Genomic DNA, 16,225 nt, shown 5'->3' on the forward strand with positions numbered 1-16,225 from the left:
TATATACTTTCACCTTGACTACACCTTGACTCTTAAATGAATCCAGAAAACGCAGAAACTTACATAAACCATCCAACTTGGGGTTTACTCTACAAAATCTGTATGGTTGATGAGAACCAGGATTTGTTCACCACACTTTATGCCCAGCGCTTATTTTTTTTGGTGGCAAATGACGTTAAAGGTGTTAAATTCCAGTCTCTAGGACGTACTGAGGCGAGAATGATGTTGGAAAATCGCTTACGTACCCTGCGGCGCAGTGGGCATTCTCAGGAGTACGATCAGCTTCAGAGTGTTTTCCAGCGCACCTTCCAATGAACAGTTCGATTTCCGAACGTATTGTTACTATTCGTTCCTCACTACCAACTTCAGTCAAATTGATTGCTGTTAGCAAGCAAGTTTCTGCTCAGGCCATTCGGTCTGCATACAACGCAGGAATTCGTGATTTTGGGGAAAGTCGTATCCAAGAAGCTGCCAGCAAACAAGCCGAGTTGCAAGACTTACCGGATATTACCTGGCACTTTATTGGACATTTGCAAGGCAATAAAGCCAAAAAAGCCATCGAGCAATTCTCTTGGATTCACTCCGTCGATAATTTGAAGCTGGCACAGCGCTTAGACCAATTGGCGCAACAGCTAGGAGTGAGTCCCCAGGTTTGTCTGCAAGTGAAAATTCTCCCCGATCCCAACAAGTCTGGTTGGAGTGTGCCAGAACTTTTGGCTGATTTACCCACACTCAATCAATACAAAAATTTACAAATTCAAGGTTTGATGACAATTCCGCCTTCAGGATTAAATGATTCCGAAATTCTCAGTGTGTTTAATCTCAATCGTGAGCTAGCAAAAGAAATCCAGGAGCAAAACTGGTCGCAGATTAAAATGCAGCATCTATCTATGGGTATGTCAGGCGACTACGAACTGGCAGTGGAAGCAGGCGCAACGATGGTACGATTAGGAACCATATTGTTTGGCGATCGCTCTTAGCCGATTAATCATCAGCCTTACTCTTCAGTATTAATAAAAGCTAAGGATTTGATGACAAGAATTTTGTAACAGACTGGTGCAATCGGAAACAAAGGATATAGTATTGACAAGAGCAATCGCCAAGAGAAAATGGGGTATAAAGAACTTTCCTTCGGATAAACCTTAGGATATAATCTTGACTCATTATTATGTTTAGGCGATGCACAGACCTTTCCAATAAGTGTCAGTTCATCGCCAAAACCGGTAGTATGGGCTACAACTAGCAATACAGTTGCGGAAGTATCCACCGATGTAGCGAGCGCTCCTATCTCAACTAATCCTCAGCCAAGTCAATACAGGCTATTCGCACCAGGAGAGTACACACACAATGAACAACATTTTTTCCAAACTCAGAGACTTTGTGGGTCTAAATGAGCAAGTAGAATACGAGTATTACGAAGAAGAACCAGAAACAGATAATAATAATTACCAAAATCTGTATCAGCAAGAAAATCCCCAACCAGCACCGCAAGAGAGTACAGCCGCTCAAAATCGACGCTGGCGGGAACCAGTGCCTACAATGGGAGATGATATGACAGCAGGTCAAAAGCCAATGGGGAATGTGATTGGTATGCCAGGAGCAATTAACGGAATTTCGGAAGTTTTAGTACTCGAACCACGCACCTTTGAAGAAATGCCCCAGGCAATTCAAGCGTTGCGCGAACGCAAGTCAGTGGTATTAAATCTGACAATTATGGACCCAGATCAAGCTCAACGAGCAGTAGATTTTGTTGCAGGTGGTACTTACGCACTAGATGGACATCAAGAGCGCATCGGTGAGAGCATCTTTTTGTTTACACCAAGTTGTGTCCAAGTTAGTACCCAAGGTGGCGTTCTTCATGAAGTACCACAACCACCAGTACGTCCTTCTCGTCCGACAACAGGTACTCCAAATCAAACCTGGGGCAACGAAACTAACCGGATGGCACAATAAAGTTAAATTAGTATTTAGTCCTTTGTCCTTTGTCCTTTGTCATTTGTCCTGGGTTTTGCTCATGGTGACAAATGACAAATGACAAACGACTAATGACCAATGACTAATGACTAATGACTAATGACTATAAAATTTGGCTTAATTGGTGGTGGGGTAATGGGAGAAGCACTCTTATCCCGCCTTATCGCGCGTGGAATTTATCAATCATCAGAAGTCATAGTTAGCGAACCGCTATCTTCACGCCTAGATTTTTTAAAACAGCAATACGGTGTTGCTGTGACGACAGATAATAGCCAGGTTTTCACCGAAGCAAAAGAAGTTCTATTTTTGGCAGTGAAACCGCAGGTATTTAGTGCGATCGCTCAAGAATTAGCAGATATTGATATTCTTAATAGAGAACATTCACCTCTAATCATTTCTATTTTGGCGGGTGTGCCCTTGAGTCAGCTAGAAGCTGCATTTGTGCAATTGCCAGTGATTAGAGCAATGCCCAACACTCCGGCAACAGTGGGAGCAGGAGTTACTGCGATTTGTTTAGGTGCATATACCAATGCCAAGCATCACCAAATAGCACAGCAAGTTTTTTCTGCTGTGGGCGAAGTAGTGGAAGTGTCAGAAATGCTGATGGATGCAGTTACAGGGCTATCTGGTAGCGGCCCCGCTTACGTGGCGCTCGTGGTAGAAGCACTTGCAGATGGTGGAGTAGCCGCAGGTTTGCCTAGAGTAATTGCCAATCAACTAGCCTTGCAAACCGTACTGGGAACAGCGAAACTGTTGCAGGAAACCAAAATGCACCCAGCAGAACTCAAAGATCGTGTTACTAGTCCCGGCGGTACAACCATTGCGGGAATTGCCAAGCTAGAACAGGCAGGATTTCGTTCCGCTTTAATTGAAGCAGTCAAAGCTGCCACAGAGCGATCGCAAGAGCTGGGAAAATGAGAAACTAGGGAATGGGGCATTGGGCATAGCGCATGGGGAATGGGGAATGAATAGTAGGTAGAATTTTGCAATATCCAATGCCCAATGCCCAATGCCTAATGCCCAACGTTAGTATAGTAAACAATCTGGTTGCAAATGTGATTGAGTGAATTATCCTGCACCGTCTCCAGAACTTGACTTAGGGTTTATATTTCCCTTTGAACTGGATCAGTTTCAAAAAGAAGCGATCGCGTCCCTGAACGCTGGACGCTCCGTAGTCGTATGCGCCCCCACAGGTTCGGGTAAAACATTAGTCGGGGAATACGCCATTTATCGCGCCCTAGCGCGAGGAAAACGTGTATTTTATACTACTCCCCTTAAGGCGCTGTCGAATCAAAAATTACGTGACTTTCGAGAAAAATTCGGGTTTGATCGAGTCGGACTGTTAACTGGAGATGCATCCATTAACAGGGATGCACCGATTTTGGTGATGACCACAGAAATTTTCCGAAATATGCTCTATGGCACACCCATTGGGCAAATCGGCATCTCATTAGTAGACGTTGAAGCGGTGATACTTGATGAATGCCACTACATGAACGATCGCCAGCGCGGTACAGTTTGGGAAGAATCAATCATCTATTGTCCCCGTGAAGTGCAACTGGCAGCCCTTTCAGCAACGGTTGCCAATAGCGATCAACTCACTGATTGGCTAAATCGCGTTCACGGGCCAACAGACCTAATTTACTCTGATTTTCGCCCAGTCCCCTTAGAATTTCACTTTTGCAATCCCAAAGGGTTATTTCCCCTGCTAAATGATAGCAAAACCAAAATCAATCCCCGGCTTCAAAAGAAAAAGGGGAAAGGGGGAGAAAGGGATAGGGGGAGAAATGGCAGACCTGAAGCTCCAGGCATAATTTATACCTTGAGCCAGTTAGAGCAACGGGATATGCTACCAGCAATTTACTTTATCTTCAGCCGCCGGGGATGTGATAAAGCGGTAGCGGAAGTGGGTGATTTATGGCTGGTAAATAGTGAAGAGTCCCAAATTTTACGGGAACAGATTGATGACTTTTTAGCCCGTAATCCCGAAGCAGGGCGTTCTGGACAAATTGCACCCCTGTATCGCGGAATTGCTGCCCACCACGCTGGGATTTTACCTGCTTGGAAAGCACTGGTAGAAGAACTATTTCAGCAAGGGCTGATTAAAGTCGTATTTGCCACTGAGACACTAGCAGCGGGGATTAATATGCCCGCCCGGACAACGGTAATTTCTACCCTTTCAAAGCGGACTGACACCGGACACCGCCTGTTGAACGCTTCCGAATTTTTGCAAATGGCAGGACGAGCAGGCCGCCGGGGGATGGATAAACAAGGTCATGTGGTGACAGTCCAAACTCCCTTTGAAGGAGCCAAAGAAGCCGCGTATTTGGGAACATCCAAGCCAGACCCTCTAGTAAGCCAGTTTACGCCCAGTTATGGGATGGTACTCAACTTGCTGCAAACCCATACCCTAGAGCAAACTAGGGAACTGATAGAGCGCAGTTTTGGGCAGTACATGGCGACCTTGCATTTACGGCCAGAATACGATGAGATTGCCGAGTTGCAAACCCAATTAGCTCAACTTCATGAGCAAATCGCCGCAGTTAATGAAAATGAACTGGCTATTTATGAGAAATTGCGGCAACGCTTGAAGGTGGAACGCCAGATATTGAAAACCTTGCAAGAGCAAGCACAAGAAGACCGACAAGAAGAATTGGTGATGATGTTGGGCTTTGCAGTGTCAGGAACTCTGTTGAGTCTCAAGGGCAAAAATATCACAGTGTCTTCACCTGTAACCGCAGTTTTAGTGGGAAAATCACCTGGTTCTGGTCAAGCTCCTTACTTGGTATGCTTGGGGCACGATAACCGCTGGTATGTGGCAACGACAAGGGATGTAGTCGATTTGTATGCCGAACTGCCGCGAATTGAAGTGCCGCCTGATGTACTACCACCGCCAGAGATGCCTTTGAAGCCAGGACAGTCTCGCCGTGGCAACGAAGAAAGCTTTGCGATCGCTGTGCGTATTCCCAATCCGATAGAATCTTTGCATCAAGCGCCAGAAGTAGCAGAACAACTCAGTCACGTTACCGCAGTCCAAGAGCAATTAGAAGCTCATCCCCTACATCAATCAGGCAATGCTGCAACGCTTTTCAAACGCCGGGCCCGCTATATCGAACTAGAAGCCGAACTCGAACAGTTGCAAGGGCAAGTAGAGCAACAATCACAACGTCATTGGGAAGAATTTCTCAATTTAATCGCCATTCTGCAACATTTTGACGCTTTGGATAACTTAGTCCCCACACAATTAGGGCAAATCGCTGCCGCCATTCGCGGGGAAAATGAATTGTGGCTGGGTTTAGTATTCGCTAGTGGTGAATTGGACAACTTAGATCCGCATCATCTAGCAGCAGCAGCAGCAGCTTTAGTGATGGAAACGCCCCGTCCAGATAGCAAGGTTAACTTTGACCTTAGTAATGAAGTGGCAGAAGCCTTGAAAAAATTGCGGGGAATCCGCCACCAAATGTTCCAACGACAACGGCGGTATAACGTAGCGCTGCCGATATGGTTGGAATTTGAGTTAATTGCCATAGTCGAACAATGGGCGCTGGGAATGGAGTGGATAGAACTCTGCGAGAACACTACCTTGGATGAAGGCGATGTAGTGAGAATTTTACGCCGGACTTTGGATTTATTGTCGCAGATACCCCACATTCCCCATTTGCGAGACTCTTTCCAGCGTAATGCCTATCGGGCGATGCAGTTGATTGATAGATTCCCTGTGAATGAGGTGGTTGAATAAACAGGACGCTCTTACGCTTTTACACGGGGACGCACAGACAGCATTTAAAATAATTCGTAATTGATAATGATGCTTGCGGACTCACTAACGTAATTCGTAATTGAATTCTTTACTACGAATTACAAATTAGCAATTAGCGCTCTTTTATGACTCTGATAAAAGAAAAAATGTAGGTTGGATTGAACAAAGTGAAACCTAACAAAACCAAGGATTTTTTGTGTTGGGTTTCGTTCCTCAAACGCCACTTGCTTCTCCCATCGCCCTTGGCGTCTCGTAGAGAAGGGGAGACGCTGCGCGTAGCTTGCTTCCCCGTAGGGGTACAAGTCGGGAAACCGCAAGGGCGCAGTGGCTCCCCAACCTACCCCTACTAATTACGAATTAGTACTTGTCTCCCCCTGCCCTTGTCCTATAAAGGTCAGTAGTTCAACTTGTATGAGTTTAAGAAACAGGTGATAATTAATCTTAATAAGTTTTGGTTTGATTAATCTCTACCACCTACCATGACTATTACCATGACAGCGACGGAAGGAGGAGGCAGAAGCTGAGATGAACAAGCTGCAAAACCCAGAGCCAGATGAGTTTATTTATCAAGTGCCTAGTTGGGAGGGTAAAGGATATGAGCGAGAGATTAAAGTGCATCCCAATCTCTCGCTTTGTATTACGGACATAGAATTTCACCATGACTTGCTAAGAAAAATTACTGAATGGGAACATCCCGTGCAATTTAAAGTTACCCTTTCAGGCAAAAGTCTAGACAAATACGGAGGACAGGTTGGGGAAGGATACACACTCATTTCTGGTAGCGGCGTGCAACGAACAAGGTTAGTGGCGACTCCAAAAGGTTAGTACACAAGTGTTGACATCGAGATGACACCTAATTTACTCAGAACCTTTTTCCCTACAGAGGATGGAGATATTTCTCCCCAGTTGAAGTTTCTCGTTAAGGGTAATGATTGGCAGACATTAATTTACCCGTAAATTACAACCGCTATTCAAGGAGTAGCACAGCAAATCGTTAACTGTCCCTACCAAGGGATGATAAAGCGGATGTATTTGCAGGCAAAGATCCAAGAATTAATGGCGTTGCAGTTAGCTCCCATTCTGGCACAGTCGGATGGACTGCAACCATACCCACGACTAAAGGCTCAAACCATTGTCCGTATTCACCACGCTAGGGATATTTTGCTTTCCCGTCTGGAGAATCCGCCATTGATACCGGAATTGGCGCAACTTGTAGGAGTGAGCGATCGCACTCTCGGTAATGGATTTAGAGAACTCTTTGGCACAACGGTGTTTGGTTATCTTACCAGTAAACGTATGGAACAAGCAGAGCAATTACTACGCTCTGGTAAGTTAACTGTGACTCAGGTTGCCAATTTAGTGGGTTATGCCCAACAAGGACACTTTGCGATCGCCTTCAAACGCAAGTTCGGCATTACACCAGTGAATGTTTGTCAGGGAAAAAAATATTTCCGACTCTTAATGCCATTTTGCGACTGTAATGCCGTTTTGGATATAGACCCACCCGCGATCGCTTCTCTATACTCAGCCAATATTGCAATTAATAACATATGCAATAAGCATTTTAATTAAAACGGTGTGGGGAGCGGTATGAAAAGTTGGCAGCCCAATATCTATCTATGGCTAGCAGCAACTGTGGTCGTAATTATCAGCACTTTGGTAACTCTACCTGCTTGGGCAGAAACGAAACTTGAGAATAGAGAGAAATTGTCTCAAAAAGCTATTGATAGTTTACTTCAACAAATAGATTCTTCTGCACTGAGCGATCGCCTTACAAACCGAGGGTATCAAAAAATCCGGCAACTGAGCGACTTAGAAACCTCCATCACCAGCGCTCAACAATTGCTAGTGCAGTTGCCCATACCGCAAACTTTCCCCCCTTACCAAGGGGGGAAACAGGGGGGTATTGTACAAATAACAGGGGTAAAAGCAAACCCTACAGAAAAAGGTGTGGAGGTAATTTTACAAACCACTCAAGGGGAAAAATTACAACTCATAAACCGCAGTGCTGGTAATAATTTTATTACCGATATTCCTAACACACAATTGAGTTTACCATCAGGCGAGGGTTTCACCTTCCGCTCGGAAAAACCTCTTACGGGAATTATTCAAATAACAGTCACAAACATTGATTCAAATACTGTGCAAGTGACAGTGGTGGGTGAGAAAGCTTTGCCTACGGTTGAGTTATTTGATGATAATGCTGGGCTGGTTTTTGCGGTAGCATCTGCTGGAACAGCGACACAGCCACCACAGCAACCCCAAACACCGGAAGATCAACAAAAGCCAGTAAGCGAGACACCGCCAGAAGAACCAACAGCACAGCAGGATAAGCCGATTGAGTTGGTGGTGACGGGGGAGCAAGATACGTATAATGTACCAGATTCGTCAACTGCCACTAAATTTAATAAACTATAGGACTCCGATTTTAGTCTTGAAAAAATACTGAGACTAAAAAGCCCGTTTTATAAGAGTTTCATCTGAAATCCTGTTCAGAAATCAGATAGGATTCCTATACATTACCTTTATTTTTAATAGAAAGTCAGCGGGAAACTCCATCCCCTTCTAAGTGGAGAGGGATAGCCGCTCGCCGGCATAGGGCATTAGTGATTCTTCCCCATGCCCTATGCTCCATTCCCCATACCCAAAAACTCCACCCACAAGGGGATGGAGTTTTTCATTTGAGGGGGTTGGAAATAGTACTACAAACCGCCCTAACAATCAATTTACATTTGACCAAATAATAGTAGTGGTACGTAGTTAAAAATGCTTTTTTGGTTTCGTATATCTTTTATACGTGATTAATCACGTGTATCTAACAAAAGTTATAGTCGCTATCAGCGCTATTCAATCTTAGTACACCAAGTTTCCAGTACCCTGCAACTGACGCAAAGAATTTATACATAATGGACAGTCGCAACCAAATACCCTAATTGCAGCGTCGCTTTCCTCTTCAGTAAAGTTCAACATGGCAACATTCCGATCTGATACTGATGTGACAATAGTTGAGGAACTTGTAGAGGTATATGGGCGTTTTCTCTCCGAATCTCGAATGCACACAAAATCTTGTCCACCATGTGGGTTAGTAATACAGGTACGACCGTCTTGTGTGTGCAATAATCTCTGTGTAATGCTACCACTAGCATGGGCAGGATGAAATGCCACCAGCGTAGACATCATCGACACAAAAATTGAGGAACTGGAAAGCAAATTCAGAAGAATTTTTTTGTTCATAGATTTCCTTGAGAAAATTGTCTACTAGATTAGGGTATTCGATTAACTTTCAAACTTCAAGTGAATTTTCCCTGAGAATAGCTAGATAGACACTATATTACCCAAGAAAGTTCCATCTCTTCACCAGTTTGATCGGAAATTATTTACTACATTGTAATTCAGCAATCAAACAGGCTTGATGTCTAGCTTTTAGACGCAACATTATGTAATTCAGCAAATTTCAATCCGCTGTATATTCTCAAGACGCTTATTATTTGCTTGATGTAAGTATAAGAGCTTAATTAAATTAGAGCTAGTAATTAGCGGCTCTAGCCCTTTAAATTCTTATACAGAGCAATAAATCGCTCACTACGAACAAAAGGTATATCTTACATAATTCTATACAATTGAAAACCGCTATAGCTATCTTTACAAGATTATAAATCTTAATTTTAATCAAAAGATAGTGTATGTATTTAGCAATAAATTTGAGATAGATTCCAATATTGTTCGGTTAAGACAAGAGACGCGATGAATCGCCGTCTCTACAATAATCAGTCTTTGGTCTTGACGGCGATTCATCGCATCTTTAGCAATCTAGAATTTTCATCAGAAAACCTTAACCGAACCGGATTGAGATAGATTCTCGTTCTTAAAATATCAACTTGTAAAAACTTCTTTTTTTCATTACATTTAAAAAAAGGCTCATATCTCAATTAATTTACTAGCCTACATAGAAAAAATGAAGCAGAAAGTACATTCAGAATCTTCAGATTGTTGCAGCTGTGAACATGACCATCACGAGAATCATAACCATGTTCATAATCACAATCATGATGATAATCATAACCATGACCACAATCATGAACACGGGGGAGAGTTCAATCTGAAAAATGAGATATTGCCTTTGGTAGCAATTTTAAGTTTATATGCGCCTGGTGTAATTTTTGAAAATCAATTACACAATACATTCTACTCAATAGGTGAATATCTGCTTTTTATTCCTGCTTATTTATTAAGTGGATGGAGTGTTTTAAAAATTGCTGGACGCAATATAATCAGAGGTAGAGTATTTGATGAAACATTTTTGATGACAGTAGCGACATTAGGGGCGATCGCAATTCATAAATTACCCGAAGCTGTCGGAGTCATGTTATTTTACAAAATTGGAGAATTGTTTCAAGATCTTGCCATCAGTCGCTCCCGTAATTCGATCAAATCATTATTGGAAATCCGCCCAGACTATGCAAATATCCAAATAGAGGGAGAACTGAAGAAAGTATCGCCAGAAACAGTAAATATTGGGGATATTATCGTTGTCAAGCCGGGAGAAAAGATTCCCTTAGATGGCGAAATTATAGATGGTAATTCGCAAGTTGATACATCTGCATTAACTGGAGAATCTGTACCACGAACGGTAAGAATTGGAGAAACAGTTTTTGCTGGTACGATTAATAAAATAGGTGCGCTCGTCATTAGAGTCACAAAACTATTTGATGAATCTTCCATAGCCAAGATTTTAGACTTGGTGCAAAATGCCAAAAGTAAAAAAGCAGCAACAGAAAAGTTTATTACTAAATTTGCCCGATATTATACACCAATAGTAGTTTTTACATCTCTAGCAGTTGCAATATTGCCTCCTTTATTCATTTCGGGTACAACTTCTTCTGAATGGGTTTATCGTGCCCTGATTTTACTAGTTATCTCCTGTCCGTGTGGACTCGTTATCAGTATTCCATTAGGTTACTTTGGAGGTGTGGGAGGTGCAGCTAGACGTGGTATTTTGGTTAAAGGCTCTACTTTTTTAGATACTTTAAATGCAGTGAATACAGTTATTTTTGATAAAACTGGAACGTTAACGAAAGGGGTATTCAAAGTAGTAGAGATAGTACCATTAAATGGCTGGAATGAACAAGAACTGCTGCTATTAGCTGCCAAAGTAGAATCGCACTCAAATCATCCCATCGCTCAATCTATCTGCAAGGCTTATGGTAGAAAAATCGATGAATTTGAGATCAGAGATTATGAAGAAATAGCAGGCTATGGAATTAAAGCCAAGGTTGAAAATAGGGTAGTAATAGCGGGAAGCGATCGCCTATTACATAGAGAGAAGATTTCTCACGATAATTGCCAGTTAGAGGGAACAGTTATTCATCTAGCAGTGGATAATATTTATGCTGGCTATATTGTCATTGCTGATGAACTGAAAGAAGATGCTAGACAAGCTATTCAAGCACTCAAGCAAATGGGTGTAGAGAGAACAGTAATGTTGACAGGAGATAATCAAGCGATCGCTTCCCGCATTGCTGAACAGCTTGGCATAGATACTTACGAAGCAGAGTTATTACCTGAAGAAAAAGTTAATGCCATTGAGAAGTTACTCAGCACCGCCAGCAAGCATGGTAAAATTGCCTTTGTTGGGGATGGAATTAATGATGCACCAGTGATTGCTAGAGCAGATGTTGGCATAGCAATGGGCGGATTAGGCTCAGATGCAGCGATCGAAACTGCCGATATTGTAATCGTGACAGATGCACCATCCAAAGTGGCAGAAGCAATCCAAATCGCCAGAAAAACTCGCAAAATTGTTTGGCAAAATATTGGCTTTGCGTTAGCAATTAAAGGTGTATTTATTGGGTTGGGTATTTTCGGGATAGCGACAATGTGGGAAGCTGTCTTTGCTGATGTTGGAGTAGCAATGCTGGCAATTCTAAATGCAACTAGAGCGATGAAATAAAATTTTTTTAAAATTGGGAATCTGTAATTGGAAAATTGTAGTAGTTAAAGTATAAGTACTTCTCACCGAAGAACACTCATGATACAAGCCCCTAAATTTATTTATGGGTATTAATTTTGAATTTTGAATTCGCAGCGAAGCGAAGCGACGTGACTCATATTCTGCTATCTAATAGTAAAACCTATGAATTCATCAATCAAAGGCATTGCTACAGCTAGTTTAGCTTTACTACTAAACTATTCAGCCAACCCAGCCTTTGCACTACCCCAGAAAATCAATCATCCAGTTACTGTTGCTAAATTGCAACCCTTAAAAGATACCTTAATTGTTCCTGGGGAACGAGTGGGGCTAATCACACGCAAAACTACCAAGCAGGATTTAGTGAAACTGTTTGGTGCATCCCATCTCGTTGATAAAACTATCTCTGGTGCTGAAGGAATAGGTAGTTTTGCAGCTACTCAGTTAAATCTAACTCAGGGGCGATCGCTCTTAGTGGTTTGGAGTGATAATACTCGTACTAAACCTCTAGATGTGTGTAACCTGGGTTCAGCTTGGAAAACCCGCGAAGGTATCGGAGTGGGAACCCCTTTGAGCGAATTACGTAAAAAATTAGGTGATTTTAAACTTTATGGATTGGCGTGGGACTACGGCGGTACTATTTTGTTGGATAGTAGTAACTTATCTGGTTATCAAGGCAAACTCATTTTACGAGTAGATACGGCTCCTAATGCTTCTGAAAAGTTCCCCAATGACTACCAATCAGTGTCTGGGGATAGTACTTTTTCTTCCAATAATCCTCACTGGAAATCTTTGGGAATTAGGCTAGCAGAAATTATCGTTGTACTGAATGCAAGTGAGTAGTGGTATGCTAAACATCTGTTTGCTTGCTAGAGCGTAGAGGAACTATGAAGACGACGTTCTTATACTAAGTGTGGAACTGGTAAATTACTGACAGAAGAAATTACATAAGTGACATCTCATGTCGCAATCATGTTTCAGCTATTGAAACCAAACACAGTAAACCAGATTGCTAAATCGATAATCTGGCTGGTCGTCTTGAGTAAAGATTATTAACTTAAAAAGTACCTGGATGTCCTCCGAGCAACATCTACAGCACAAACGCCATGCACTACAGGAACATTATGACCTGTTAGCCGAGAAGTTAAAAAGGTTGCGTCGTGATTATGCGATCGCAGCAGATACTCTTATTCGCTTTCAACTAGAAAAGCAAATTGAACAAACTGAAGCTGAACTAAACGAATTGGCTAAGCTGCTTTGAAACGTTTGTGCCAGACTTTGTGGATTAAATCGGCTGAGGAGTTGCGATTATTTGAATATCACTTTGAACAATTAATAAGTATTAATGTTTTATTGCCAACGTCAGAAAAAGTTGTTAGACATTCTCGGCAGCATCAATTATCTCTAATTACTCGCTACCTCATTCTGGGGTTTGTCGGAGTAGGAATTGTCTTGGGTGTTGGACTAACTTTAAAACAACGAACACCAACCGCAACACCAACCGCAACACCAAAAGACACAAACCAGCCAGATTTGATTTTTTGGATAGCGATCGCATATACTAAACCCAGTGAGGCAGCTAGTGAACTAACAGCTACTCTCAAAAAAGCCTATCAGACCGATAGAGCAGATTTAATTCGATTAGCATCATTGGTAGAAACGTTCGCAGAGCCACTAGCAGAATTTGAGCCACTACTGATTGATGCTCGTAAGATGAGGAGCTTTGCCTCTGGCAATCAAGAGGCTGTAGAGCCTCCATTGGTAAAAAATAAATTTCCTAAGTCTTTAATTTTTTCTGGAGTGGCTTTAGCACTGGTTAATGTCAGTTTTTGGTATCTTTACGAGCCAGCAAAAGCAATTCCAATGTGTATGCAGTCTCTCGTTGAGCCACAAGGCAATGACAAAGCGCTTGGTATTGATGTTTATGACCTATCTGGCACAGTAGATTGGACAACCGTGAAAAACTCTGGTAAAACTTTTGCTTTTGCTAAAGCTACAGAAGGTGTTTCCATTAAAGATTCTGCTTTTGCTGAACACTGGCGCACTCTGAAAGCTGTTGGTATGATTCGGGGTGCTTATCATTTCTTTCACCCACATACATCTGACCCGGTTGAGCAAGCGAAGGAATTCTTAAAAACTGTTGGTAAATTTTAACCAGGAGATTTACCACCAGTTTTAGATATAGAAGTAATAGATAAAGGAGGAAATAGCCAAGCAGTAATTAATGGAGCGAAGCAATGGCTAGCAGAGGTAGAAAAAGATCTAAAACAACAGACAGGAAGAACAATCAAACCAATTATTTATACTTACCCTAACTTTTGGGAAGAGCTTGGTAATCCTTCTGATTTTGATAGTTATCCGTTATGGATTGGTCGCGAAAACCAAACTCAGCCGCCGCCAACATCCATTCGTAGCCCTTGGCACGGTAAATATCTATTATATCAATTTGCTACTGATATATCAGGTGTACCTGGCGTTAGCGGTAAATCTGATTTGAACTACTTCAACGGCTCAGTACAAGACCTTAAATGTTTTGTAAAGTCGCCATCCCTATTCCAAGTGACATCCCAATTACGTAATCTCATATCTGGACAAAAAGTTACAAAAACTACAGAGCCTTTTGTTAGCCCAACTTCCACACAAGTAAAATAGCTAAAACTAGTCAATACTAATATTTTTGGTCATTAAAAGCTTTAAAATTCTCTAAGTGGGTGTAATTAAAAATCACTGCGGGAAACTGTAACTCGTGTTAAACAACAAAAGGCTAGGCGATCGCATTCCTCATGTAACGCATGACAAACCAAACTTTTACTAACGGTTATGCATTACTTATTGGCGTAGGTGCAGATTTACCAGTCACAGTCCTCGATGCAACTGCTTTAAAAGATATACTGATTGATAGCGATCGCGCCGCCTATCCACTAATACAAATCACCCCATGAAGCTTTGAAGTTTAGCTTCATCAAATGCAAGACCCCGACGCGCAAAATATTTATCAATGTTTATTTGCACAAATAAATCTTTGAGTTCTTCGGCAATATCAGTCGGCGGATTTCCTGATAAAGCGATCGCAATTAAACGCTCTGCTGTGTGATTTTCACCACATTCAATCGCGAGAGTTGCCGCACTACGATGCAACACGGAACGGGTTGGTTCTGCCTCAAGATCACCTGCGATTAATTCTGCTGCTAATCGTTCTTTTTCAAACGCTTCCCTGGATAATTGCGAAGCTGAAGTGAAGTCACCTCTAAGTTTTGCAACCTGTGCCATCTCTGCCAAATCCATTGCCTGTTGATGTAACTCTTGAATTTGACTCATTTTTTCACTATGAACGCTAAAGGGTTACTGAACTCAACAACCACGATATATGCTGGGAGTGTGCCATCTGTGGGACTTACCTGCTCAAGTTTCTGTTTAACTCTAGCTTTGACTCGGCTGTCGTCGCCCTTACGTATGCCTGAAACTTCCAACCGAACTGCATTTTGAAATGGTAGTTCATTATTCTCACTTTTTTTGCCCAACCAGTAATCAAATCCTGTTCCTTTGCGAGAACGTTCGATAACTGTGTAGTCTGTGAGTTCTTGTATCACTAAAAAAGCAATTCCATAGGCAGCTTGTTCTGTAGTATATTCACTATCGTTCCAACAGCGCAGCATTTGGTCGGTGACTTCTTGCCAATATAATTGAAAAACAGCCGTAAGGTCTCCTTTAATTTTGAGTTGTACACCTTGAACATAACCTTGGTCGGTTAAGCAGACAGCACAGGCTTCTGCTAATGCTGCACCAAATGCTGGGGTGATAGCGGGTAATCCTTGCTCAAGTTTGGTAATTACCAATTCCTTCGAGTTTGAATTCATTGAATAGACCTTTTGTACCCCATTAGATTGTGGAGCAGTCAAAAGAAAAGTAATCGCCTAATTATTGAAACTAGCACATCAGTGAGCTAGAGTGCATCACCAAATAGCCCGTCGTAGACATAGCACCTCTTTGCACGTTATAGAGTATAAAAGGCGATCGCATTCCTCACCCACCGTATGACAAACCAAACTTTTACCAACGGTTATGCATTACTTATTGGCGTAGGTGCTGATTTACCTGTCACAGTCAAAGATGCAACGGCTATACGAGATATACTAATTGATGGCGATCACGCCGCCTATCCATCAGAACAGGTTACACTGCTAACCGAAACCTCTGCAACTCGGCAAAAGATCCTCGCAGCTTTTGACCAAATCATCGCCCAGGTAAATCAAAATCCTGATGCAACTGTCATCATTTACTACTCTGGTCACGGTGGACGCATCCAGCGCACCAATGAATACTTCCTTGTACCTGCTACTAGTTTAACTGCTGGAGGGCGACGGCGATCGCAACAAAAACTAGACGCATTTCAGGCAGAATTTGACATCCGCAGTGAGAAGTTAAAGCAGATAAAGAAAGCTGTAGCTATTGAGGCTGGTAAAGTAGTTAACCTGAGTTCGGGTTAAAGGTAAGAAGGTAAAACCCAGTCTAGATGTAGGCTA

General features: G+C 42.3%; 15 protein-coding genes and 2 pseudogenes. 14 read left to right on the plus strand and 3 right to left on the minus strand.

Annotated elements, in window-relative coordinates:
* The first annotated feature begins 36 nt into the window (after nt 1-36).
* The 8 genes and pseudogenes from pipX to HWQ40_RS28990 all read left to right on the plus strand — a co-directional run.
* A complete protein-coding gene (gene pipX, locus HWQ40_RS28955; protein ID WP_069068710.1) occupies nt 37-315 on the plus strand; it encodes a transcriptional coactivator PipX in 279 nt (92 codons plus the stop codon).
* Nucleotides 312-980, plus strand: coding sequence for a YggS family pyridoxal phosphate-dependent enzyme (locus HWQ40_RS28960; protein WP_292785073.1), 669 nt, complete (start codon nt 312-314; stop codon nt 978-980). Before pipX ends, HWQ40_RS28960 begins: the two co-directional genes overlap by 4 nt.
* A gap of 367 nt (nt 981-1,347) precedes the next feature.
* Nucleotides 1,348-1,953, plus strand: a complete 606-nt coding sequence (locus HWQ40_RS28965; RefSeq protein WP_292785075.1) for a cell division protein SepF — start codon at nt 1,348-1,350, stop codon at nt 1,951-1,953.
* Nucleotides 1,954-2,073: 120 nt separating this feature from the next.
* Nucleotides 2,074-2,892 (plus strand): pyrroline-5-carboxylate reductase, encoded by an 819-nt coding sequence (gene proC / locus HWQ40_RS28970; RefSeq protein WP_292785077.1) that lies wholly within the window; start codon nt 2,074-2,076, stop codon nt 2,890-2,892.
* A 145-nt stretch (nt 2,893-3,037) separates the two neighbouring features.
* Nucleotides 3,038-5,713, plus strand: coding sequence for an RNA helicase (locus HWQ40_RS28975; RefSeq protein ID WP_292785079.1), 2,676 nt, complete (start codon nt 3,038-3,040; stop codon nt 5,711-5,713).
* 546 nt (nt 5,714-6,259) lie between these two features.
* Nucleotides 6,260-6,559, plus strand: a complete 300-nt coding sequence (locus tag HWQ40_RS28980) for a hypothetical protein (RefSeq protein ID WP_292785081.1) — start codon at nt 6,260-6,262, stop codon at nt 6,557-6,559.
* A gap of 207 nt (nt 6,560-6,766) precedes the next feature.
* Nucleotides 6,767-7,306 carry an AraC family transcriptional regulator gene (locus HWQ40_RS28985; RefSeq protein WP_292785083.1) on the plus strand — a complete coding sequence of 180 codons (540 nt, stop codon included), beginning with the start codon at nt 6,767-6,769 and terminating at the stop codon, nt 7,304-7,306.
* Between the two features lie 18 nt (nt 7,307-7,324).
* Nucleotides 7,325-8,137: pseudogene (locus tag HWQ40_RS28990) on the plus strand (AMIN domain-containing protein); the annotation flags it as partial.
* A 450-nt stretch (nt 8,138-8,587) separates the two neighbouring features.
* On the opposite strand, the gene HWQ40_RS28995 reads toward HWQ40_RS28990, so the two are convergent.
* Complete coding sequence (locus HWQ40_RS28995) at nt 8,588-8,968, minus strand: hypothetical protein (protein WP_292785085.1); 381 nt, start codon at nt 8,966-8,968, stop codon at nt 8,588-8,590.
* A 721-nt stretch (nt 8,969-9,689) separates the two neighbouring features.
* Between HWQ40_RS28995 and HWQ40_RS29000 the strand changes: the two genes are divergently transcribed.
* From HWQ40_RS29000 to HWQ40_RS29020, 5 genes and pseudogenes are all read left to right on the plus strand, one after another.
* Complete coding sequence (locus HWQ40_RS29000; RefSeq protein WP_292785087.1) at nt 9,690-11,684, plus strand: heavy metal translocating P-type ATPase; 1,995 nt, start codon at nt 9,690-9,692, stop codon at nt 11,682-11,684.
* A gap of 183 nt (nt 11,685-11,867) precedes the next feature.
* Entirely contained in the window at nt 11,868-12,545 is a 678-nt protein-coding gene (locus tag HWQ40_RS29005; RefSeq protein WP_292785089.1) for a hypothetical protein, read from the plus strand.
* 229 nt (nt 12,546-12,774) lie between these two features.
* Nucleotides 12,775-12,963 carry a hypothetical protein gene (locus tag HWQ40_RS29010; RefSeq protein WP_292785091.1) on the plus strand — a complete coding sequence of 63 codons (189 nt, stop codon included), beginning with the start codon at nt 12,775-12,777 and terminating at the stop codon, nt 12,961-12,963.
* A 389-nt stretch (nt 12,964-13,352) separates the two neighbouring features.
* Nucleotides 13,353-14,354: pseudogene (locus HWQ40_RS29015) on the plus strand (GH25 family lysozyme).
* A 140-nt stretch (nt 14,355-14,494) separates the two neighbouring features.
* Nucleotides 14,495-14,644, plus strand: coding sequence for a hypothetical protein (locus HWQ40_RS29020; protein WP_292785093.1), 150 nt, complete (start codon nt 14,495-14,497; stop codon nt 14,642-14,644).
* Here the strand turns inward: HWQ40_RS29020 and HWQ40_RS29025 are convergent.
* Together HWQ40_RS29025 and HWQ40_RS29030 are read right to left on the minus strand one after the other, a co-directional pair.
* Nucleotides 14,634-15,020, minus strand: a complete 387-nt coding sequence (locus HWQ40_RS29025; protein ID WP_292785095.1) for a hypothetical protein — start codon at nt 15,018-15,020, stop codon at nt 14,634-14,636. The genes HWQ40_RS29020 and HWQ40_RS29025 overlap by 11 nt on opposite strands.
* The gene (locus HWQ40_RS29030; RefSeq protein ID WP_292785097.1) at nt 15,017-15,559 is read right to left on the minus strand and encodes a hypothetical protein; all 543 of its coding nucleotides are present in this window, start codon (nt 15,557-15,559) and stop codon (nt 15,017-15,019) included. Before HWQ40_RS29030 ends, HWQ40_RS29025 begins: the two co-directional genes overlap by 4 nt.
* A gap of 177 nt (nt 15,560-15,736) precedes the next feature.
* Here HWQ40_RS29030 and HWQ40_RS29035 point away from each other — a divergent pair, with 177 nt between their 5' ends.
* Nucleotides 15,737-16,189: a caspase family protein gene (locus HWQ40_RS29035; RefSeq protein ID WP_292785098.1), complete on the plus strand. Its 453-nt coding sequence runs from the start codon at nt 15,737-15,739 to the stop codon at nt 16,187-16,189.
* The last annotated feature ends 36 nt before the right edge of the window (nt 16,190-16,225 follow it).

This window comes from Nostoc sp. NMS9 (assembly GCF_017114995.1).
Lineage (GTDB): Bacteria > Cyanobacteriota > Cyanobacteriia > Cyanobacteriales > Nostocaceae > Nostoc.